General features: G+C 73.0%; 17 protein-coding genes. 9 read left to right on the top strand and 8 right to left on the bottom strand.

Annotated features, from left to right (window positions below):
- Nucleotides 1-4: 4 nt before the first annotated feature.
- A complete protein-coding gene (locus UXQ13_RS15080) occupies nucleotides 5-1,606 on the bottom strand; it encodes a long-chain fatty acid--CoA ligase (RefSeq protein WP_225234001.1) in 1,602 nt (533 codons plus the stop codon).
- A 59-nt stretch (nucleotides 1,607-1,665) separates the two neighbouring features.
- Nucleotides 1,666-2,901 (bottom strand): cytochrome P450, encoded by a 1,236-nt coding sequence (locus UXQ13_RS15075; RefSeq protein ID WP_225234002.1) that lies wholly within the window; start codon nucleotides 2,899-2,901, stop codon nucleotides 1,666-1,668.
- Here UXQ13_RS15075 and UXQ13_RS15070 point away from each other — a divergent pair.
- Nucleotides 2,900-3,838 carry a DUF5926 family protein gene (locus UXQ13_RS15070; protein WP_336392505.1) on the top strand — a complete coding sequence of 313 codons (939 nt, stop codon included), beginning with the start codon at nucleotides 2,900-2,902 and terminating at the stop codon, nucleotides 3,836-3,838. The two genes, UXQ13_RS15075 and UXQ13_RS15070, sit on opposite strands and share 2 nt — an antisense overlap.
- On the opposite strand, the gene UXQ13_RS15065 is transcribed toward UXQ13_RS15070, so the two are convergent.
- Nucleotides 3,825-4,931 carry a GGDEF domain-containing protein gene (locus UXQ13_RS15065; RefSeq protein WP_225234004.1) on the bottom strand — a complete coding sequence of 369 codons (1,107 nt, stop codon included), beginning with the start codon at nucleotides 4,929-4,931 and terminating at the stop codon, nucleotides 3,825-3,827. The two genes, UXQ13_RS15070 and UXQ13_RS15065, sit on opposite strands and share 14 nt — an antisense overlap.
- 403 nt (nucleotides 4,932-5,334) lie before the next feature.
- On the opposite strand from UXQ13_RS15065, the gene chvE reads away from it, so the two are divergent.
- From chvE to araA, 7 genes are all read left to right on the top strand, one after another.
- Nucleotides 5,335-6,492, top strand: coding sequence for a multiple monosaccharide ABC transporter substrate-binding protein (chvE, locus tag UXQ13_RS15060; protein WP_225234005.1), 1,158 nt, complete (start codon nucleotides 5,335-5,337; stop codon nucleotides 6,490-6,492).
- A gap of 155 nt (nucleotides 6,493-6,647) precedes the next feature.
- Entirely contained in the window at nucleotides 6,648-8,186 is a 1,539-nt protein-coding gene (gene mmsA, locus UXQ13_RS15055; protein ID WP_225234006.1) for a multiple monosaccharide ABC transporter ATP-binding protein, read from the top strand.
- On the top strand, nucleotides 8,183-9,448 hold the full coding sequence (gene mmsB, locus UXQ13_RS15050) for a multiple monosaccharide ABC transporter permease (RefSeq protein ID WP_225234007.1): 1,266 nt from the start codon (nucleotides 8,183-8,185) through the stop codon (nucleotides 9,446-9,448). Before mmsA ends, mmsB begins: the two co-directional genes overlap by 4 nt.
- Before the next feature lie 26 nt (nucleotides 9,449-9,474).
- Nucleotides 9,475-10,512: a LacI family DNA-binding transcriptional regulator gene (locus tag UXQ13_RS15045; protein ID WP_336392504.1), complete on the top strand. Its 1,038-nt coding sequence runs from the start codon at nucleotides 9,475-9,477 to the stop codon at nucleotides 10,510-10,512.
- 84 nt (nucleotides 10,513-10,596) lie between these two features.
- Nucleotides 10,597-12,363 (top strand): ribulokinase, encoded by a 1,767-nt coding sequence (gene araB, locus UXQ13_RS15040; protein ID WP_225234009.1) that lies wholly within the window; start codon nucleotides 10,597-10,599, stop codon nucleotides 12,361-12,363.
- Nucleotides 12,347-13,069 (top strand): L-ribulose-5-phosphate 4-epimerase, encoded by a 723-nt coding sequence (locus UXQ13_RS15035; RefSeq protein ID WP_225234010.1) that lies wholly within the window; start codon nucleotides 12,347-12,349, stop codon nucleotides 13,067-13,069. The genes araB and UXQ13_RS15035 overlap by 17 nt, the downstream gene beginning before the upstream one ends.
- Nucleotides 13,066-14,592 carry an L-arabinose isomerase gene (gene araA / locus UXQ13_RS15030; protein ID WP_336392503.1) on the top strand — a complete coding sequence of 509 codons (1,527 nt, stop codon included), beginning with the start codon at nucleotides 13,066-13,068 and terminating at the stop codon, nucleotides 14,590-14,592. Before UXQ13_RS15035 ends, araA begins: the two co-directional genes overlap by 4 nt.
- Before the next feature lie 53 nt (nucleotides 14,593-14,645).
- Here the strand turns inward: araA and UXQ13_RS15025 are convergent, their stop codons facing one another.
- From UXQ13_RS15025 to UXQ13_RS15015, 3 genes are all read right to left on the bottom strand, one after another.
- A complete protein-coding gene (locus UXQ13_RS15025) occupies nucleotides 14,646-15,338 on the bottom strand; it encodes a DUF4383 domain-containing protein (protein WP_225234012.1) in 693 nt (230 codons plus the stop codon).
- Nucleotides 15,339-15,425: 87 nt separating this feature from the next.
- Nucleotides 15,426-16,019: a TetR/AcrR family transcriptional regulator gene (locus tag UXQ13_RS15020; RefSeq protein WP_225234013.1), complete on the bottom strand. Its 594-nt coding sequence runs from the start codon at nucleotides 16,017-16,019 to the stop codon at nucleotides 15,426-15,428.
- A complete protein-coding gene (locus UXQ13_RS15015) occupies nucleotides 16,019-16,345 on the bottom strand; it encodes a DMT family transporter (RefSeq protein WP_225234014.1) in 327 nt (108 codons plus the stop codon). Before UXQ13_RS15015 ends, UXQ13_RS15020 begins: the two co-directional genes overlap by 1 nt.
- A 108-nt stretch (nucleotides 16,346-16,453) precedes the next feature.
- Here UXQ13_RS15015 and UXQ13_RS15010 point away from each other — a divergent pair, with 108 nt between their 5' ends.
- Nucleotides 16,454-17,665: an FAD-binding protein gene (locus UXQ13_RS15010; protein ID WP_225234015.1), complete on the top strand. Its 1,212-nt coding sequence runs from the start codon at nucleotides 16,454-16,456 to the stop codon at nucleotides 17,663-17,665.
- Here UXQ13_RS15010 and UXQ13_RS15005 read toward each other — a convergent pair.
- Both UXQ13_RS15005 and UXQ13_RS15000 read right to left on the bottom strand, forming a co-directional pair.
- Nucleotides 17,654-18,874 carry an arginine deiminase gene (locus tag UXQ13_RS15005; protein WP_225234016.1) on the bottom strand — a complete coding sequence of 407 codons (1,221 nt, stop codon included), beginning with the start codon at nucleotides 18,872-18,874 and terminating at the stop codon, nucleotides 17,654-17,656. The genes UXQ13_RS15010 and UXQ13_RS15005 overlap by 12 nt on opposite strands.
- A gap of 130 nt (nucleotides 18,875-19,004) precedes the next feature.
- The gene (locus UXQ13_RS15000; RefSeq protein ID WP_225234017.1) at nucleotides 19,005-19,994 is read right to left on the bottom strand and encodes an EamA family transporter; all 990 of its coding nucleotides are present in this window, start codon (nucleotides 19,992-19,994) and stop codon (nucleotides 19,005-19,007) included.
- Nucleotides 19,995-19,998 lie beyond the last annotated feature (4 nt).

Here is a 19,998-nt window from a genome sequence, read left to right as displayed (position 1 = left end):
CGGTCTAGCTGGGCTGGTAGTCCGCGAACCGGGTGCGCAGGTCCTTCTTGGAGAACTTGCCGACGCTGGTCTTGGGCACCTCGTCGATGAACTCCACGGCCGAGGGCAGCCACCACTTGGCCACCATCGGGGTGATGTGCGCGATCACCTCGTCGGCGCTGAGCTCCTCGCCCTCGACGACCACGACGCAGGCCAGCGGCCGCTCGTCCCACTTCGGGTCGGGGATGCCGATGACGGCGGCCTCCTTGACCTTCGGGTGGCTCATGATCGCGTTCTCCAGGTCCACCGAGCTGATCCACTCGCCGCCGGACTTGATCAGGTCCTTGGTCCGGTCGGCGATGCGCACCGAGCCGGTGGCGTCGATCGCGGCGACGTCGCCGGTCTTCATCCAGCCGTCCGGCGTCGCCAGCTCCACGCCCGCGTCGGGCTTGTAGTAGTCCAGCGCGGTGGTCGAGCCACGCACCTGCAGCTCGCCGGTGGCGACGTCGTCCCAGGGCAGCTCGTCGGTGGTGCCGGCCTCGACGATCCGCACCTCGACGCCCATGAACGGGACGCCGGCGCGGGCGCGGTAGGTCGCCTTGTCCTCGTCGGAGCCGTCGAACAGGCGGCGGGGCAGCCGGGCCGAGGTGGCCACCGGGTGGGTCTCGGTCATGCCCCAGGCCTGCAGGATCGGCAGGCCGACCCGCTCCCGGTAGGCCTCCGACAGCGCCTTGGGGACCGCGGAGCCACCGCAGCCGATGTCGCGCAGCTTGTGGTCGCGGCCGGCCAGCTCGGGGAGCACGCCCTGCCAGATGGTGGGCACCCCGGCGGTGAAGGTGACGCCCTCGTCGACGATCAGGTCGGCCAGCGCCTTGGGCTGCATCATCGGGCCGGGGAAGACCATGGCCGCACCGACGGCGGGGCCGGCCTGGGCCAGGCCCCACGCGTTGGCGTGGAACATCGGAACGACCGGCATGACGACGTCGGTCTCGGCCATCCCGAACACGTTGGGCTGCACCACGGCCATGGTGTGCAGCACCGTCGAGCGGTGGCTGTAGAGCACGCCCTTGGGGTTGCCGGTGGTGCCCGAGGTGTAGCACATGCTGGCCGCGGTGTTCTCGTCCTCGACCCGGAAGTCGATCGGCTCCGCGGCGGCGATCAGGTCCTCGTAGAGGGAGACGCGCTCGTCGTCGGGGATCTCGTTGTCGCCGCCGTCGTCCATCACCACGACGTGCCGCACGGTGGTCATCGTGTCGATCAGCGGCCACAGCAGCGGCAGGACCGTGCGGTCGACGAAGACCGCCTCGTCCTCGGCGTGGTTGGCGATGTAGGTCAGCTGCTCGGGGAACAGCCGGATGTTCAGCGTGTGCAGCACCCGTCCGGTGCTGGGGACGGCGAAGTAGAGCTCCAGGTGGCGGGCGGAGTTCCAGGCGAAGGTGCCCACCCGGCCGTCCGCGCTGATCCCGAGGGTGTCCAGCACCCCGCCGAGCTTGCGGGTGCGCACCGCCCACTCGGCGTACGTCGTCCGCACCGGACCGGTGGGGGAGTTCGTGACGATCGTCTTGTCGCCGTGGTGTCGCTCCACGTAGCGGAAGATCGAGTCGATCGTCAGGGGCGTCTGCTGCATCAAGCCGCGCATGAGCGGCATCCAACCAGTGACGACCGACACCTTCTACCCGTGGGTAGCTAGGGGGTCAGCGCGAGGGGCAGCCCGGCCAGGCCGCGGATGACGAACTCGGGACGGCGACGGGCCTCCCCGGCCAGCTCCAGCGACGACGTCCGGGACAGCAGCGCGCCGAAGGAGGCCTGCAGCTCGACCCGGGCCAGCGGGGCGCCGATGCAGAAGTGCACCCCGGCGCCGAAGGAGATGTGCGGGTTGTCGGTGCGCCCGACGTCCAGGGTGTCCGGGGCGTCGAACACCGCCGGGTCGTGGTTGCCCGACCCCAGCAGGGCGGCGATCTTCTGGCCCTGCTGCACGGTCACCCCGCCCAGCTCGACGTCGGCGGTGGCGGTGCGCTCGAACAGCTGCAGCGGGGAGTCGAAGCGCATCAGCTCCTCGATCGCGGTCGGCAGCAGCGCGGGGTCCGCGCGCAGCCGGGCCAGCTGGTCCGGGTGCTGCAGCAGGGCGAGCAGGCCGTTGCCCGTGACGTTGACGGTGGCCTCGTGGCCGGCGTTGAGCAGCAGGATGCAGGTGGTGACCAGCTCGTCCTCGGTCAGCCGGTCGCCGTCGGCGTCCCGGGCGGTGACCAGGTGGGTCAGCAGGTCCTCCCCGGGCGCGGTGCGCCGCTGCTCGGCCAGGTCGCGCAGGTAGGCCACGAACTCGCCGGCGGCGACCTCGGCGGCGTCCTCGGTCTCGCTGGTCCGGCCGTACTCGTACATCTTCACGATCGCGTTGGACCAGGGCCGCAGCAGCGGGCGGTCGGCCTGCGGCACACCCAGCAGCTCGGCGATCACCTCGACCGGCAGCTGCTCGGCCATCCCGGTGAACAGGTCCACCGGCTCGCCGGCCACCGACCGCTCGACCATGCCGTCGACCAGCGACCCGGCCAGCTCCTCGACCCAGGGCCGCAGCCGCTCCACGTGCCCGCGGGCGAACGCGGCGCTGATCAGCCGGCGCAGGCGGGTGTGGTCCGGCGGCTCCATCTCCAGGATGGCGTTGCGGTGGATCAGGTTGAACTGGCCGAACCGCTCCGCCGGGGCGCGGTCGGTCCAGATCCGGCCCAGCGCCCGGGTGCGCAGCACCGCGTTGGCCTCGGCGTGCCCGTAGGCCAGCCACATGCCCAGCCCGTCGTCCCACTGCACCGGCGCCTGCGCGCGGGCCGCGGCGAAGGCGGGGTAGGGGTCGTGGACGAAGGCGGGGTCGGTCAGGTCGAGCACCGCACGAGTCTGCACCCCGCCGGTCGCCGCATAGGGTCGGGGCATGGCCCGCACCGCATCCAAGCGCCGTCCCGCCGCCCCCGCCGCACCCGCCGGGGAGCAGAACCCCAAGGCGCCGTGCGCGTGCGGCTCGGGCCGCAAGTACAAGCACTGCCACGGCTCGGCCTACGCCCCGGCGGTCACCCGGCCCTTCGAGGGCCTCCCCGGCGAGGTGCACTGGGTCGCCCTGCGCGAGCTGGTCCCGGCGGCCACCGCCGTGCTGACCACCACCGACGGCCGGACGGCGACCCTGGCCAGCGTCCTGCCCGGCGGCGCGCCGGCGCTGGTGCGGGCCGGCGGCGAGGTGGTCGTCGGCGTGCAGCTCGCGACCTCCTCCGACGACGTCAGCCGCGACCTGGGCACCGCCCTGGCCGCCGCCCTCGACGCGCCGGCGGGCAGCCCGGTCGACCCGGGCCCGATCGGTGCCGAGGGCTCGGCCGGCCCGCGGTTGCAGGAGCTGCTGGACCCCGCCGCCGAGATCGAGGTGACCGTGCACCCGGACTTCGGCTTCTGGCTCGAGGGCACCGGCGCCAACGCCGCCGCGATGGCCGGCCTCGAGCAGGCCAACGAGGCGATCATCCCGACGGTCCGGCTCGAGGGCCTGGGCGCCGCCTACTGGTGCCGGCCGGCCGTCGACCGCGCGCACCTGCGCTGGGTGCGGCCCGAGCCCGAGGAGCAGCTGCTGGACGCGCTGGCCCGGCTGGGGGCGGCCGAGCAGCTGACCCTGGGGGAGGGCACGAAGTACGCCGGGGCCTTCCGGGCGCACGGCCTCGTCGTCCCGGTGTGGGACGTCCCGGCCGACGTGCCGGCCACCGACTGGACCGGTCCGGCCGCCGAGCTCGACCAGCGGCTGACCGCGGCGCTGGCCGTGACCGACCCGCTGACGACCGACGAGCGGCGCTCGCGCGCCGGGCTGCTGTCCCGCCAGATCACGCTGCGCTGAGCGGGCCCGTCGGGGTGGTCGTGGCCGCGACGGCGCGGTCGCGGCCGCCGCGCTTGGCCTCGTAGAGCGCGCGGTCGGCGGTGCTGTAGAGCTCCCGGGGGTCCCGGGCGTGGGTGGGCGACTGCGCCACGCCCACGCTGACCGTCATCGGCAGGAAGCCGCCGTCGGCCAGCGGCAGCGGGTTGGCCCGCACGGCGGCGACCAGGTCGTGCGCGCGGCGCTCGGCGACGTCCACCGGGCACGACGAGAGCAGCACGGCGAGCTCGTCGCCGCCCAGCCGGCTGACGATGGCGTCGCCGTCGCGCACCGCCCGGCGCAGCACCTCGGCCAGGTGCCGCAGCGCGTCGTCGCCGACCGGGTGGCCGCGCTGGTCGTTGATGGTCTTGAAGTGGTCGACGTCGACCAGCACGAGCGCGGTCCCGTGCCCGGAGCCGCCGCCGACCGCGCCGGCCATGGCCGCGTCCAGGACGTGCCGGGTGACCAGGCCGGTCAGTGCGTCGACGGTGGCCTGCTCGCGCAGCTCGGCGACCAGGCGCTCCTGCCGGTGCCCGGCGTGCACCAGCAGCGCGGTGGCCATCGAGAGGGTGGCGGCCACGAAGGCGGCGTCGGGGATCGCCCGCTCCAGCGGCTCCAGGTGCAGCACGAGGACGGCGTTGGAGATGCCGGACAGCCCGGCGACCAGCCAGGCCCCGGGTGCCCGCAGCTGCGAGGCGGCCCAGAGGGTGGGCAGGACGGCGAAGACCTGGGCGGCGGCCGAGGTGTCGCTGGTGACCCAGTTCAGCGTGGACAGGATGACCGCGCCGCCGAGCGGGATGAGCGCGAGGACGCCGCGGGCGTCCAGCTGCTGCGGGTCGACGCGGGCGAGCGCGGCGCTGGCGGCCAGCAGCACCGCGACGGTCAGCCAGGACCCGACGTCGGCGACGAGGCCCTGGTCGACGAGCAGCGCGAACCCGGCCTGGACGGCGGCGGCGGGCAGCATCACCCAGACGGCCAGGCGGGCGGCCGAGCGGGGGTCGCGGGTGCCGAACCAACGTTGCAGGCGGCCGCGTGCCCGGGCATCCGGGGCGGCGTCGGTCACGGGCGGGGTGGTCACAGGGTCTCCGGTCTCGGCGGGGCGGGGTCCGGTCGTCTCAGGGCCCGTCCTGGTGCTGGGGCTGTTGTCGGCCGGCCCGCGGCCCGGGTTGAGCGGGGCCGCCGGGGCCCACCCGGACGGGTGGGTCGGGTGCGCCGGGTGGGGGGCCCGCTTCGATCCGTTCCGGTGGGCATGCGGGCATCCGATCCGCAGGTCAGCGGGCCGATCCCCACGAACGGAACCATCCGGGCCCACATCGAGGTTTCACGCGGGCGACCCCTTCGTTACGAGAACGTGACCGCTGGACGCGCCCAGACCCTTGACGCGGGTGTGTTGTTAGCGTTCACAATGTGAGCGCTCGCACAGATGCGGGCCTGAGCGCCGAGATGTGTACGGCGGCAGACGTCTCGTAGAGGAGATTGCAGTGAGCAACAAGCTCAGGTTGACCGCACTGGGTGCCGCGCTGGCATTCGGCTTGACCGCCTGTGGTGGCGGTGGCGCCGGCAGCGGCGGCGGGAACGACACCGCGGACGCGGCCCCCGAGGACCTCACGATCGGCGTCTCGATGCCGACCCAGACCTCCGAGCGCTGGATCGCCGACGGCGACAACGTCCAGTCCCAGCTCGAGGACGCCGGCTACCAGGTGGACCTCCAGTTCGCCAACGACGACATCCCCACCCAGTCGCAGCAGATCGACCAGATGATCACCCAGGGCGCTGACCTGCTGATCGTCGCCGCCATCGACGGCACCGCCCTCAGCTCGCAGCTGCAGGCCGCCGCCGACGCGAACATCCCGGTCATCTCCTACGACCGCCTGATCCGCGACACCGACAACGTCGACTTCTACGTCACGTTCGACAACTTCGCGGTGGGCCAGGCGCAGGCCAACGCCCTCCTCGTGGGCCTCGGCCTGCAGAACGCCGACGGCTCGGCCGGCTCGGCCACCGGTCCGTTCAACATCGAGCTGTTCGCCGGCTCGCTGGACGACAACAACGCGTTCTTCTTCTTCAACGGTGCGATGGACGTCCTCCAGCCCCTGATCGACGACGGCACGCTCGTCGTCCCCTCGGGCCAGACCGACATCGAGCAGGCCGCCACGCTGCGCTGGCAGCAGGAGACCGCCCAGTCGCGCATGGAGACCCTGCTCACCGGGTCCTACAACGACGGCACGGTCGTCAACGGCGTCCTGTCGCCCTACGACGGCATCTCGCGCGGCATCATCACCGCCCTGCAGAACGCCGGCTACGGCCCGAACCTGGACTCCACCCCCCGTGCGCTGCCGGTCGTGACCGGGCAGGACGCCGAGATCGCCTCGGTCGCCCTGATCGACCAGGGTGTCCAGAGCTCGACCATCTTCAAGGACACCCGCAACCTGGCCGAGCAGGCCGTCACGGCTGCCAAGGCGTTCCTCGAGGGCGACGAGCCCGAGGCGAACGACACCGAGACCTACGACAACGGCAACAAGGTCGTCCCCTCGTACCTGCTCCCCGTGGAGACGGTCTTCAAGGCCGACATCCAGTCCGTGCTCGTGGACTCCGGCTACTACACCGAGTCCGAGGTCCAGTCCGGCCAGGCCGACTGACCCTCCCCTGAACCCGGCCGGGCCTGGCAGCGCATGCTGCCGGGCCCGGCCGGCTCCACGGAGGGCGCCGCACGACCCAGCACGACCCGCGCCACCGAGTCCCACCAGCACGACCTCACGAACCACAGACCCACCGAGTGAGACGACGGAGTCCCATGGCCGACAACATCCTCGAGATGCGCTCCATCACCAAGACCTTCCCCGGCGTGAAGGCGCTGTCCGACGTGACGCTGTCCGTCGCGCGCGGCGAGGTGCACGCGATCTGCGGCGAGAACGGTGCCGGCAAGTCGACGCTGATGAAGGTCCTGTCCGGGGTCTACCCGGCCGGTGACTACGACGGCGAGATCGTCTTCGACGGCCAGGTCGTCTCCTTCGGCGGCATCCGCGACTCCGAGCACGCCGGCATCGTGATCATCCACCAGGAGCTCGCGCTGGTGCCCTACCTCTCGATCGCCGAGAACATCTTCCTGGGCAGCGAGAAGCGCGGCCGCCTGGGCCTCATCGACTGGAACCTGGCCAACGCCGAGGCCGCCGAGCTGCTGCGCTCCGTGGGCCTGGACGAGAACCCGGTCACCCCGGTCGGCCAGCTCGGCGTGGGCAAGCAGCAGCTGGTGGAGATCGCCAAGGCGCTGTCCAAGGACGTCAAGCTGCTGATCCTCGACGAGCCCACCGCCGCGCTCAACGACACCGACTCCGCGCACCTGCTCGGGCTGATCCGCGGTCTGAAGGACCGCGGCATCACCTCGATCATCATCTCGCACAAGCTCAACGAGATCGACGCGATCGCCGACCACACCACGATCATCCGCGACGGCCAGACCGTCGAGACCCTGGACATGGCCGACCCCACCGTCGACATCGACCGGATCATCCGGCTGATGGTCGGTCGGGCCCTGGACTCCTACTACCCCGAGCGCGAGTCGCACCCGGGCGCCGAGGTCCTGCGGGTCGAGGGCTGGACGGTCAAGCACCCCAGCCAGGACCGCCTCGTGGTCGACCACGCGACCTTCGACGTGCGGGCCGGCGAGGTCGTCGGCATCGCGGGCCTGATGGGCGCCGGCCGCACCGAGCTGGCGATGAGCATCTTCGGCCGCTCGTACGGCACCTTCGTCGAGGGCCGGATCTTCCTGCACGGCAAGGAGACCAAGGCGCGGTCGGTCTCCGAGGCCATCCACGCCGGCATCGCCTACGCCACCGAGGACCGCAAGAAGTACGGCCTCAACCTCATCGACGACATCGCCCGCAACAACTCGGCCGCGGCGCTGGACAAGCTGTCCCGCCGGGGCTTCGTCGACGCGAACGAGGAGACGAAGGCGGCCGAGGAGGGGCGCCGGTCGATGAACATCAAGGCGCCCACCGTGAAGTCCATCGTCGGCAAGCTGTCGGGCGGCAACCAGCAGAAGGTCGTGCTGAGCAAGTGGCTGCTCACCGACCCCGACGTGCTGATCCTCGACGAGCCCACCCGCGGCATCGACGTCGGCGCCAAGTACGAGATCTACACGATCATCAACAAGCTGGTCGCCGCCGGCAAGGCCGTCGTCGTCATCAGCTCCGAGCTGCCCGAGCTGCTCGGCATCTGCGACCGCGTCTTCACGCTGTCCGCCGGCCGGATCACCGGCCAGGTGCCGGTGGCCGAGGCCACCCAGGAACGCCTCATGACCCTCATGACCCAGGAGAAGGAGCTCGTCGGATGACGCGCAGTGTCGGCCCCACCTCGGAGCCCCAGGCAGAGGACGCCACCGCGCCCAAGGACGTCGCGCCCGCGGCGGCCCTCGGCGTCGGCACCAGCGACATCCGGACGCTGCTGACCCGCAACCTGCGCACCAGTGGCATCTACATCGCGTTCGTCGTGGTGGTCGCGCTGTTCGCGATCCTCACCGGCGGGACGTCGCTGTCGCCGGGCAACATCACCAACATCGTCCTGCAGTACGCCTACATCCTGATCCTGGCGATCGGGATGGTCATCGTGATCATCGCCGGGCACATCGATCTGTCGGTCGGCTCGGTGGTCGCGGTCACCGGGGCGACGTCCGCGGTGCTGGTCATCCGGCACGACCAGCCGTGGTGGGTCGGCGTGCTCGCCGCCCTCGGCGTCGGTCTGCTGATCGGTGCCTGGCACGGGTTCTGGGTCGCCTTCGTCGGCATCCCGGCCTTCATCGTCACCCTGGCCGGCATGCTGCTGTTCCGCGGCCTCACGCTGCAGGTGCTCAGCAACGTCTCGCTCTCCCCGTTCACCCCGGAGTACGGCAAGATCGCCTCGGGCTTCAGCAACGGGCTGCTGGGCGGCAACGGCTTCGACGCCTTCACCATCCTCATCTTCGTGGTCGCCGTGGTGGCCTACGCCTACAGCCAGTTCCGCACCCGGGTCGCCCGGGTCCGCTACAACCAGCCGGTCCCGTCGTTCCCGCTGTTCGTCGCCCAGATCGTGGTCGTCGCGGCCGTCGTCATGGCCTTCGCCTACCAGCTGGCCACCGCCCGCGGCCTGCCCTACGTGCTGGTCATCCTGGCCGTGCTGATCATGGTCTACGGCGTGGTCACCAAGCGGACCGTCTTCGGCCGCCAGGTCTACGCCATCGGCGGCAACCTGGCCGCGGCCACGCTCTCGGGCGTCAAGGTCAAGGCGGTCAACTTCTGGATCTTCGTGAACATGGGCTTCCTGGCCGCCGTGGCCGGTGTCGTGTTCTCGTCCCGGTCCAACGGTGCCCAGCCCGGCGCCGGCAACAGCTTCGAGCTGGACGCCATCGCCGCGGCCTTCATCGGCGGCGCCGCCGTCACCGGTGGTGTGGGCACGGTCGTCGGCGCCATGGTCGGTGGTCTGCTCGTCGGCGTCATGAGCAACGGCATGCAGCTCATGGGCATCGACCAGTCGATCCAGTCGATGGTCAAGGGCCTGGTGCTGCTGCTGGCCGTCGCCTTCGACGTCTACAACAAGCGCCGCGCCGGCTCCAGCCGCTGATCGACCGGGCCGGGGAGGAGCGGCAGGTGTCCACCGAGACGCACGGCTCCGCCCCGGCCCGCCCGCTGGTGATGAGCGACGTCGCCGCCCGCGCGGGGGTGTCGCACCAGACGGTGTCCCGGGTGGTCAACGGGCACCCGAACGTCGCCCCGCTGACCCGGGCCCGGGTGCAGCGGGCGATCGAGGAGCTCGGCTACCGGCCCAACGCCGCCGCGCGGGCGCTGGTCACCGGCTCCTCGCGCACCATCGGCCTGGTCACCATGAACGTGAACCAGTACGGCCCGGCGCAGACCATGATCGGCCTGGAGCAGGCTGCCCGGGTGGCCGGCTACTCGCTGTCGGTCGCCATCGTCGAGGGCGCCGGGGTGGGAACCATCGCCGAGGCGGTGGACCGGTTCGTCGGCCAGTCCGTGGACGCCGTCGTCGTGCACACCGCCGACCTGGAGGCCGTGGCCGCGCTGGGTGCCCTCGACCCGCCCGTGCCGCTGGTCGCCGTCCAGATGGGCGGTGAGGAGCTCGGCCCGACCGTCACCGTGGTCCAGGAGGCCGGGGCCCGGCTGGTCGTGCGGCACCTGCTCGCCCTCGGGCACACCACGGTGCACCACCTGTCCGGCCCGGAGCACTCCATGGAGTCCCGCCGGCGCGTGGAGGGCTGGCGGGACGCCCTCGCCGAGGCCGGCGCCCCGCCGGGGGAGCTGTGGCACGGCGACTGGTGGCCGTCGTCGGGCTACGAGGTCGGGACGGCGGTGGCCGCGCGCATCCGGGCCGGCGAGCCGATCACGGCGCTGTTCGCCGGCAACGACCAGATGGCGCTGGGCCTCATGGTCGCGCTGCACGAGCAGGGCCTCACCGTGCCCGGCGACGTCAGCGTCGTGGGCTTCGACGACGTCCCCGAGGCGCCGTACTTCAGCCCGCCGCTGACCACCGTGCGGCAGGACTTCGCGGAGCTGGGCCGGCGCGGGGTGCAGCTGGTGCTGGCCCGCCTGGCCGGGGAGGACTGCGAGCCCGACCAGGTGCAGCCCCTGCTGCTGGTCCGCCGGTCGACGGCGGGACCCCGGCGCTGACCCGGAGGGGCCGGGTGTGTTCCGAACCACTGTTGTTAGCGCTAACATGACCGCCGGACCCGCACCGAGCGCAGGAGGAACGTCGTGAGCGAGCAGTACGTGGTGGGCGTCGACTACGGCACCCTGTCGGGCCGGGCGGTCGTCGTCCGGGTGTCCGACGGGGCCGAGCTGGCCAGCGCCACCCACCCCTACCCGCACGCCGTGGTCGACCGGGAGCTGCCCGGCACCGGTGAGCAGCTGCCGCCGGACTGGGCCCTGCAGGTGCCCGCGGACTACGTCGACGTGCTGCGGACGGCGGTGCCGCTCGCGGTGCGCGACTCCGGCGTCGACCCGGCCGACGTCATCGGCATCGCCACCGACTTCACCGCCTGCACGATGGTCCCGACCACGGCCGACGGCACCCCGCTGTGCGAGCTGCCGGAGTTCGCCGGGCGCAAGCACGCCTTCGTCAAGCTGTGGAAGCACCACGCCGCCCAGCCGCACGCCGACCGGATCAACGCCCTGGCCGCGCAGCGCGGGGAGCCGTGGCTGCCGCGCTACGGCGGGCTGATCTCCAGCGAGTGGGAGTTCGCCAAGGGCCTGCAGCTGCTGGAGGAGGACCCCGAGGTCTACGCCGCCACCGAGCACTGGGTCGAGGCCGCCGACTGGATCGTCTGGCAGCTGTGCGGCAAGTACGTCCGCAACGCCTGCACGGCGGGCTACAAGGGCATCCGGCAGGACGGCGCCTACCCCTCGCGGGAGTTCCTGGCCGCGCTGAACCCCGACTTCGCCGGCTTCGTCGACGACAAGCTCGACCACCGGATCGGCGAGCTGGGCGAGCGGGCCGGCGGGTTGACCCGCGAGGCGGCGGCCTGGACCGGCCTGCCCGAGGGCATCGCGGTCGCCGTCGGCAACGTCGACGCGCACGTCACCGCCCCGGCCGCGCAGGCCATCGACCCGGGCCAGATGGTCGCCATCATGGGCACCTCGACCTGCCACGTCATGAACGGCGAGACCCTCGCCGAGGTCCCGGGCATGTGCGGGGTCGTCGAGGGCGGCATCACCGCCGGGCGCTACGGCTACGAGGCCGGCCAGAGCGGCGTCGGCGACATCTTCGGCTGGTTCGTCGACACCTCGGTGCCGCCGGCCTACGTGCAGGCCGCCGGCGAGCGCGGGATCAGCGTGCACCAGCTGCTCACCGAGCTGGCTGCCCAGCAGGAGGTCGGCGAGCACGGCCTGGTGGCCCTGGACTGGCACAACGGCAACCGCTCGGTGCTGGTCGACGCGGAGCTCTCGGCCGTGGTGCTCGGCCAGACCCTGGCCACCCGCCCGGAGGACACCTACCGCGCCCTGCTGGAGGCCACCGCCTTCGGCACCCGCACGATCATCGAGGCCTTCGAGGGGTCCGGCGTCCCGGTCACCGAGCTGGTCGTCGCCGGCGGGCTGCTCAAGAACACCTTCCTGATGCAGCTGTACTCCGACATCTGCCGCCGACCGCTGTCCACGATCGACTCCGAGCAGGGGCCGGCGCTGGGCTCGGCCATCCACGCCGCCGTCGCCGCCGGGGCCTACCCCGACGTGCCGGCCGCGTCGCGGGTCATGGGCAAGGTGCTGCGCGGGGTCTACACCCCCGACGACGAGCGGGCCGACCGCTACGACGCCCTGTTCGCCGAGTACCGCCGGCTGCACGACTTCTTCGGCCGCGGCGAGGACCAGCCGGGCGGGGGCAACGACGTCCTGCACCGGCTGCGCGCGCTGCGCCGCGAGGCCGCCGCCCGCCGCACCGGCGGTGCACCCACCACCTCGACCCCGGTCGTCCCCGAGGTCGAGGCCCCCGCGATCGAGGAGCAGCCCGATGTGCTCGGCGTGTGACGGCAGCACCCCCACCCGGCTGACCGTGCGCGCGGCGGCGGCGTCCGAGCAGGGCACCCACCGCGAGCTGCGGGAGCACGTCGCCGCGCTGCACGGCCTGCTGGTGACCAACGCGCTGGTCACCTGGACCGCCGGCAACGTCAGCGAGCGGGTGCCCGGCAATGACCTGTTCGTGATCAAGGGCAGCGGGGTCGAGTACGACACGCTGACCTGGGAGGGCATCACGGTCTGCGACCTGGACGGCAACGCCGTCGACGGCGTGCGGGCCCCGTCCTCGGACACCGACGCGCACGCCTACGTCTACCGGAACATGCCCGAGGTCAACGGCCAGGTGCACACGCACAGCACCTACGCCGCGGCCTGGGCGGCGCGCGCCGAGCCGGTGCCGTGCGTGCTCACCGCGATGGCCGACGAGTTCGGCGGGCCCATCCCGATCGGCCCGTTCGCCCTGATCGGCGACGACTCGATCGGCCGCGGCATCGTGGAGACGCTGGCCGGGCACCGCTCGCCGGCGGTGTTCATGCAGAACCACGGCGTGTTCACGATCGGGAAGAGCGCCAAGGCCGCGGTGAAGGCCGCCGTCATGGCCGAGGACGTCGCCCGCACGGTGCACATCTCCCGGCAGCTCGGCGAGCCCGTCCCGATCCCCCAGGCCGACATCGACGCCCTGTACGAGCGCTACCAGAACGTCTACGGACAGAAGTGAGCACCGACATGACCAGCGAGTCCCCGTTCCCCGACCAGGAGATCTGGTTCTTCACCGGCAGCCAGGACCTCTACGGCGAGGAGACCCTGCAGCAGGTCGCCGAGCAGTCCCAGCGGGTCGCCGCGACGCTGGACGACGCGGCCGTCGTGCCGGTGCGGATCGTCTGGAAGCCCGTGCTCAAGGAGCCGGCCGCGATCCGCCGCGCGATGGGCGAGGCCAACGAGAGCGCCGCCTGCATCGGTGTCATCACCTGGATGCACACCTTCAGCCCGGCCAAGATGTGGATCGCCGGCCTGGACGCGCTGCGCAAGCCGCTGCTGCACCTGCACACCCAGGCCGACGCCGCCCTGCCGTGGGCGACGATCGACATGGACTTCATGAACCTCAACCAGGCCGCGCACGGCGACCGGGAGTACGGCTACGCCCTGACCCGGCTGCGGGTGCCGCGCACCACCGTGGCCGGGCACGCCTCCAACCCCGCCGTGCAGGCCCGGGTCGGTGGCTGGGCCCGCGCCGCGGTGGCCGCCGCCGACGCGCGCTCGCTCAAGCTGGCCCAGTTCGGCGACAACATGCGCAACGTCGCGGTGACCGAGGGCGACAAGGTCGAGGCCCAGCTGCGCTTCGGCGTCTCGGTGAACACCTACGGCATCAACGACCTGGCTGCCGTCGTCGACGCGGTGGAGGACGCCGCGGTGGACGCGGTGATCGCCGAGTACCTGGACCTGTACTCCGTCGCCGAGGACCTGCGGCCCGGCGGCGACCGGCACCACTCGGTGCGCTACCAGGCCACCCTGGAGGTCGCGCTGCGCACCTTCCTCACCGACGGCGGGTTCGGCGCCTTCACCACCAACTTCGAGGACCTGGGCACGCTGCGCCAGCTCCCCGGCCTGGCCGTGCAGCGGCTGATGGCCGACGGCTACGGCTTCGGCGGCGAGGGCGACTGGAAGACCTCGGCCCTGCTCCGGGTGCTGAAGACCGCCGGCCGCGGCCTGCCCGGCGGCACCTCCTTCATGGAGGACTACACCTACGACCTGTCCTCGGAGACCCCGAAGATCCTCGGCGCGCACATGCTGGAGGTCTGCCCGACGATCTCCGGCGAGCAGCCCTCGCTCGAGGTGCACCCGCTGGGCATCGGCGGCAAGGAGGACCCGGCACGCCTGGTCTTCTCCGCCGCTCCCGCCGAGGGCGTCGTCATCGGCTGGGCGGACCTGGGGGAGCGGTTCCGCTGGGTGGCCAACGAGATCGACGTCGTCCCGCCGTCCGAGCCGCTGCCGAACCTGCCGGTCGCACGGGCGGTCTGGGAGCCCCGGCCGGACTTCGCCACCTCGACCGAGGGCTGGCTGACCGCCGGCGGTCCGCACCACACGGTGCTGACCACCCAGCTGACGTCGGCCGAGCTGACCGACCTGGCCGACGTCTTCCGCACCGAGCTGGTGGTCATCGACGCCGACACCACCCGTCGGGGGCTGGCCAAGGAGCTGCGCTGGTCGGCGGCCTACCACCGCCTGGCCCAGGGCCTGTAGCGCTCGGGTGGAGTCGCAGCGCTCGGTTCACGATGCGCTGCGACTCCACCACGTCAGGACTGCGCCATCCAGACGCGGCGGCGGCCGGCCTTGGTGCGCTCGGCGGCCATCGCCTGGACCCGGCGGTGCTGCTCGGGCGTCGCGCGGTGCTCGGTGACGGCGACCTCGGCCTCGCGCATCTCGCGCTCGGCGCGCAGCTCCTCGGCGGTGGCCGGGGGCAGCTCGGGCTCCTCGTCGATGCCGACGTCCTGGCCGGGGCCCGGGCGGTAGGGGTTGTCCTCGGGGAGGTTGCCGCTGACCCGGCCGTACAGGCCCAGGGTGAGCAGCAGCAGGCCGACGACGATCGAGAAGATCACGTTGGACATCTCGAAGGCCAGCACGTTCAAGCGGCTGTTGAGCACGAACAGGTGCCAGAAGGCCGAGAGCAGGAAGGCGATCCCGACCCCGGTCATCACGATGCCGGCGATCCGGCCGCCCTTGAGCGCGGCCGCGACGAGCACGGCGGCGGTGAGCAGCGAGATGGCCGACAGCAGGCCGTTGCTGGACAGCCCGGCGACGCTGCCACCGGTGGTGTCGAAGAAGGCCAGGCCGCCGACGAAGCCGAGGAGGCCGAAGACGGCGAGCACCCCGGCGACGGCGAAGGCGCCGATCCGGTGGACGACGACCACCCGGCGTGCGGTGGCGGTGTCCACCACGTCCTCGTGGGCACGCGGCGGTCGTCCTGGGGTGGTGTCCGTGGTGGTCACTGCTTCCTCCTGCGCTCTGGGCTGAACGGCAGAGCGCACCTACCCCCGTGGTGCACCAGGTAACCGCGATTTACGCCGTTCGGGTGCTCACCAGCGGCGTCGGCGGCTGAGCAGGTCCGTGACGGCCTCCTCGGCGGCGGCCCGGGCGTGGCCGTCCCGCTCGACGAGCGCGGACACCACCGTCCCGTCGACCACCGCGACGACGACGGCGACCGGGACCTCCCGGTGCTCCCCGCCGGTCAGCAGCTCCCCGACCAGGCCGTGCAGCCGGGCGCCGGCGGCCTGCAGCACCGGCCGCACGGCGGGGTGCCGCCCCCCGGCCAGCAGGCGTTCGTAGTGCGCCTGCAGGTCGGCGTCGGTGTGCCGCCCGGTCCCCAGCAGGACGTCGGCCACCAGACCCGCCGTGGTGCGCGCGGACCGTCGGCCCCGGCCCGCGGCGGCCACGACGGCCTCGGCGCCGGCGACCTCGGCGGCGGACACCCGGTCGACCGCGGCCACGAGCAGGTCGGTGAGGTCGCGGAAGTAGTAGGTGGTGGCCGCCAGGGGCAGCCCGGCCGCGGCGGCGACCGAGCGGTGGGAGACGGCGTCGGGTCCGTGCCCGGCCACCAGCTCGGCCGCCGCGGCCACCAGCGCCTCCCGGCGGGCCTCTCCCTTGGGCGTGGTGCCCGTGGGGGCCGCCATCAGTGGGCCGACGAGGGGGCGAGGTTGAGGCCGATCACCCCGGCGACGATGAGCACGATGGACAGGATGCGCAGCGTGCCGACCGGGTCGCCGAGCAGCCACATGCCGATCACCGCCGTGCCGGCCGCGCCGATGCCGGTCCACACGGCGTAGGCGGTGCCCACCGGCAGCGTGCGCAGCGCGATGGTCAGCAGCGTGAAGCTGATCCCGGCGCAGACGATGAAGGAGATCGTCCACCACAGCCGGCTGAACCCCTCCGAGTTCTTCAGCGAGACGGCGAACGCGGTCTCGAACAGACCGGCCACGACGACGAGCACCCAGGCCACGACGGCCTCCTTCCGTTGATCGGTACGACCGTACCAGTCATCTGGTACGCCTGTACTGAACAGTCGGGCGCCTACGGTGGGGGGACGACCACCCCCAGGAGGACCTGCGTGCAGAGCGACTGGGCGGGGACCTACGAGTTCACCGCCCCGATCCACCGGCCGACCGACGTCGAGCAGCTGCAGGAGGAGGTGGCGCGGGCGACGGCCGTGCGGGCGCTGGGCACCCGGCACACCTTCAACGGGCTGGCCGACTCACCCGGCGTGCTGCTGGACCTGACCGCGCTGCCCGACCGGGTCGACGTCCGAGACGACGGCACGGTCGCGGTGAGCGCCGGGACGACGTTCGGTGCGCTGGCCCGCGAGCTGCAGCGGCACGGGCGGGCTCTGCACACCATGGGCTCCCTGCCGCACATCTCGGTCGGCGGCGCGGTCGCCACCGGGACGCACGGCTCCGGCGACCGGGCCGGTGCGCTGGCCACCGCCGTCCGGGCGTTCACCCTGGTCGGCCCGGACGGCGCGCTGCGCGAGGTCGCCGGAGCCGACGTCGAGGCGCAGGCCGTCGCACTGGGGTCGATCGGCGTGGTCACCGAGTTGGTGCTGGCCACGGAGCCGACCTACCAGGTCCGTCAGGACGTCTACCGCGGCCTGCCCGTCGCCGGCGTCCACGAGGCGTTCGGCGTCGGCGACAGCGTCAGCGCGTTCACCCGCTGGGAGGGCACCGCCGACCTGTGGGTGAAGACCCGGCTCCCGGCCGACGTGCCCGACGAGGTGCTGGGCGCTCCGCGCGACCCGGTGAGCCGGGACCGGATCACCGACGAGATCGTCGGCAACGTGACCCCGCAGGGCGGGGAGCCGGGGCCGTGGCACGAGCGGCTGCCGCACTTCCGGCACGACGCGACCCCCAGCAACGGCGACGAGATCCAGTCGGAGTTCTTCGTCGACCGGGCCGACGCGGCCGCCGCGATCGCCGCCGTGGCGGCCGTGGGCCACCGGATCCGGGAGCACCTGGTGGTCAGCGAGCTGCGCACGGTGGCCGCCGACCGGCTGTGGCTGTCGATGGCGCACGGCCGGGACTCCCTGGCGGTGCACTTCACCTGGCGCAAGACCGCCGGTGCCCGCGAGGTGGGCATCCCGCTGGTGGGCGAGGTGCTCGCCGCGTTCGGCGCGCGTCCGCACTGGGGCAAGGCGCACGCCGGGGCCGACCTGGCCGCGGTCGTGCCCCGGCTGGCCGAGGCCCGGGCGTTGTTCGACGCCCTGGACCCCGGCCGGGTGTTCAGCTCACCGCACGTCGAGGCGCTCGGCGTCCGCTCAGGCCGGTAGGGGGTCGCGGACCACGGGGCAGCTCATGCACCGTGGTCCGCCGCGGCCGCTGCCCAGCTGGTCCCCGGCGATCGCCACGACCTCGATGCCCGCGGCCTCCAGCGCCTTGTTGGTGACCGTGTTGCGCTCGTAGGCCACGGCGAGGCGGGGGCCCAGGGCGAGGGTGTTGTTGCCGTCGTCCCACTGCTCGCGCTCGGCGGTGACCGGGTCCAGCCCGGTGTCGATCAGCCGGAGCCGGTCGATGCCCATGGCCGCCGACGCGGCGGTGAGGAACGGGGCCGGTCCGCTGACCTGCAGGTCGACGGTGTCGTCGTCGTCGGGCAGGTCGGCCCCGGCGCGCACCGTCCAGGCGACGAGGGTGTCGGCCACCGCGGGGTACATGACCATCGCGTCGACGTCGACCATCGTGGCGATGGTGTCCAGGTGCATGGTGGCCCGCTCCTGCGCGATCGGTACCACCAGCACCGTGTGCGCCAGCCCGCGGGCGAAGACCCGGCGGGCCAGCCGCTCGGCCCCGCCGGCTGTCGTCCGCTCGCCGACGCCCACGGCCAGCACGCCGGGCGCCAGCGCCAGCACGTCGCCGCCCTCCAGGTGCTCCAGGGACGGGTCGTACAGCCGCTGCGGCCCGCCGAAGCGGGGGTGGTGCTGGTAGATCGCCCCGGTGATCGTGGACTCCCGGTGCCGCGCGGGCATAGCCAGCGAGGTGATCGCCACCTGGTCGCCCACCCAGACGCTGGAGTCGCGGGTGAACAGCAGGTTCGGCAGCGGCCGGACGACGAAGTCGCCCTGGCCCATCAGCTCCCAGGCCAGCCCGCGGGCGCCGGGGAGCTCGTCGTGGGCGAGCCCGCCGATCAGCGCCGCGGCCAGGTCGGTCGAGGCCAGCCCGGACAGGTGGTCCACGCAGGCGTGCTGCAGGGTGGCCCCGATCCGCGGGTCGTCCACCGCCGCGGCGACCAGCTGCTCCCGGGCCGCCGGCACGTCGAGCACCTCGGCCAGCAGCCGGTCGACGTAGAGCACCTCGACCCCGCGCTCGGTCAGCGCGCCGGCGAAGGCGTCGTGCTCCTCCTGCGCGCGGGCCACCCACGGCACGCCGTCGAAGAGCAGCTCGTCGTTGTTGCGCGGCGTCAGCCGGCGCAGCTCGGCGCCGGGCCGGTGCAGGACGACGGTGCGCAGCCGGCCGACCTCGCTGGTCACCAGGGGGGAACTCATGGGGGAACGATCCCAGACGGGGCAGACTGTCCCGGTGGAGCCCGAGGAGCAGCAGCAGCAACCCGCTTGGTTCGTCGTCGTCCTGGGCCTGGGGCTGGCCGTCGCGGTGGCCGCGATCTGCTTCTTCGCCCTAGCGGCCCTGGGAGCCCAGCAGGTCGGGACGGGCTTCGTCGTCCTGGTCGGGGTGCTCTCGGCCGTCGTCGGCGGCTTCGCCTCCCGCAGCCTGGCCGACAAGCTGCCCCCGGTGCGCCGGACGCGCTGACCCGACCAGCACCCCGGCGACCACCAGCGCCCCCCAGGCCAGCTCGGGGGCCGACGTCGGCTCGCCGAGCAGCGCCCAGGCGGCGCCGATGCCCACCACCGGGACCAGCATCGAGAACGGCGCCACCGCCGACGACGGGTTGCGGCTCATCAGGGCCGCCCACAGTCCCGAGCCCAGCAGGGTGCCCACCAGGACGGTGTAGACCAGCCCACCCAGGGCGAGCAGGCCGGGGGTCGACGTCAGCCCGGTGAACCCCTGGCCGATCCGCGCCGGGCCCTCGACCAGCAGCGACGCCGCCAGCATCGGCAGCGGCGGCACCACCGACATCCACAGCGTGAGGCGCAGCGGGTGGGGTGCCCGGGCCTGCCGGGTGGCCAGGTTCCCCAGCGCCCAGCCGAGCCCGCCGCACAGCGTCAGCAGCACCGGCAGCAGCAAGGTGCCGCCGTCGACCTCGGCCCGGTGCACCGCGATGCCGCCCAGCCCGACCAGCGCGACGGCCACGCCCAGGCCCTGCCGGCCGGTGAGCCGCTCGCGCAGCAGGACGCCGGCCAGCAGCACGGTGAACGGCGCCGAGGACTGCAGCACCAGCGAGGCCAGCCCGGTCGGCATGCCGACCGCCATCGCCAGGTAGAGGAAGAGGAACTGCAGGACGCCGAACCCCACCCCGTAGCCGAGCACCCAGCGCCACGGGACGCCCGGGCGGGGAACCAGCAGCACCGTCGGGACGGCGATGACCGCGAACCGGAGGGCGACGAGGAAGAACGGCGGGAACTGCTCGAGCGACAGGTGGATGGCCACGAAGTTCAGGCCCCAGCAGACGGCGACGACGCAGGCCAGCAGGCGGTCACGGGTGCTCACACCG

The organism is Klenkia terrae, from assembly GCF_037083865.1.
Lineage (GTDB): Bacteria > Actinomycetota > Actinomycetes > Mycobacteriales > Geodermatophilaceae > Klenkia > Klenkia terrae.
This window is presented reverse-complemented; position numbering and strand designations above follow the sequence as displayed.

What these genes read in the sequence shown, in the direction of transcription:
- UXQ13_RS15005 (WP_225234016.1), bottom strand. Translation starts at nt 18,874, where the DNA reads ATGAGTTCCCCCCTGGTGACCAGCGAGGTCGGCCGGCTGCGCACCGTC.
- mmsB (WP_225234007.1), top strand. Translation starts at nt 8,183, where the DNA reads ATGACGCGCAGTGTCGGCCCCACCTCGGAGCCCCAGGCAGAGGACGCC.
- UXQ13_RS15080 (WP_225234001.1), bottom strand. Translation starts at nt 1,606, where the DNA reads ATGCAGCAGACGCCCCTGACGATCGACTCGATCTTCCGCTACGTGGAG.
- UXQ13_RS15020 (WP_225234013.1), bottom strand. Translation starts at nt 16,019, where the DNA reads ATGGCGGCCCCCACGGGCACCACGCCCAAGGGAGAGGCCCGCCGGGAG.
- UXQ13_RS15035 (WP_225234010.1), top strand. Translation starts at nt 12,347, where the DNA reads ATGTGCTCGGCGTGTGACGGCAGCACCCCCACCCGGCTGACCGTGCGC.
- mmsA (WP_225234006.1), top strand. Translation starts at nt 6,648, where the DNA reads ATGGCCGACAACATCCTCGAGATGCGCTCCATCACCAAGACCTTCCCC.
- UXQ13_RS15075 (WP_225234002.1), bottom strand. Translation starts at nt 2,901, where the DNA reads ATGCCCCGACCCTATGCGGCGACCGGCGGGGTGCAGACTCGTGCGGTG.
- UXQ13_RS15070 (WP_336392505.1), top strand. Translation starts at nt 2,900, where the DNA reads ATGGCCCGCACCGCATCCAAGCGCCGTCCCGCCGCCCCCGCCGCACCC.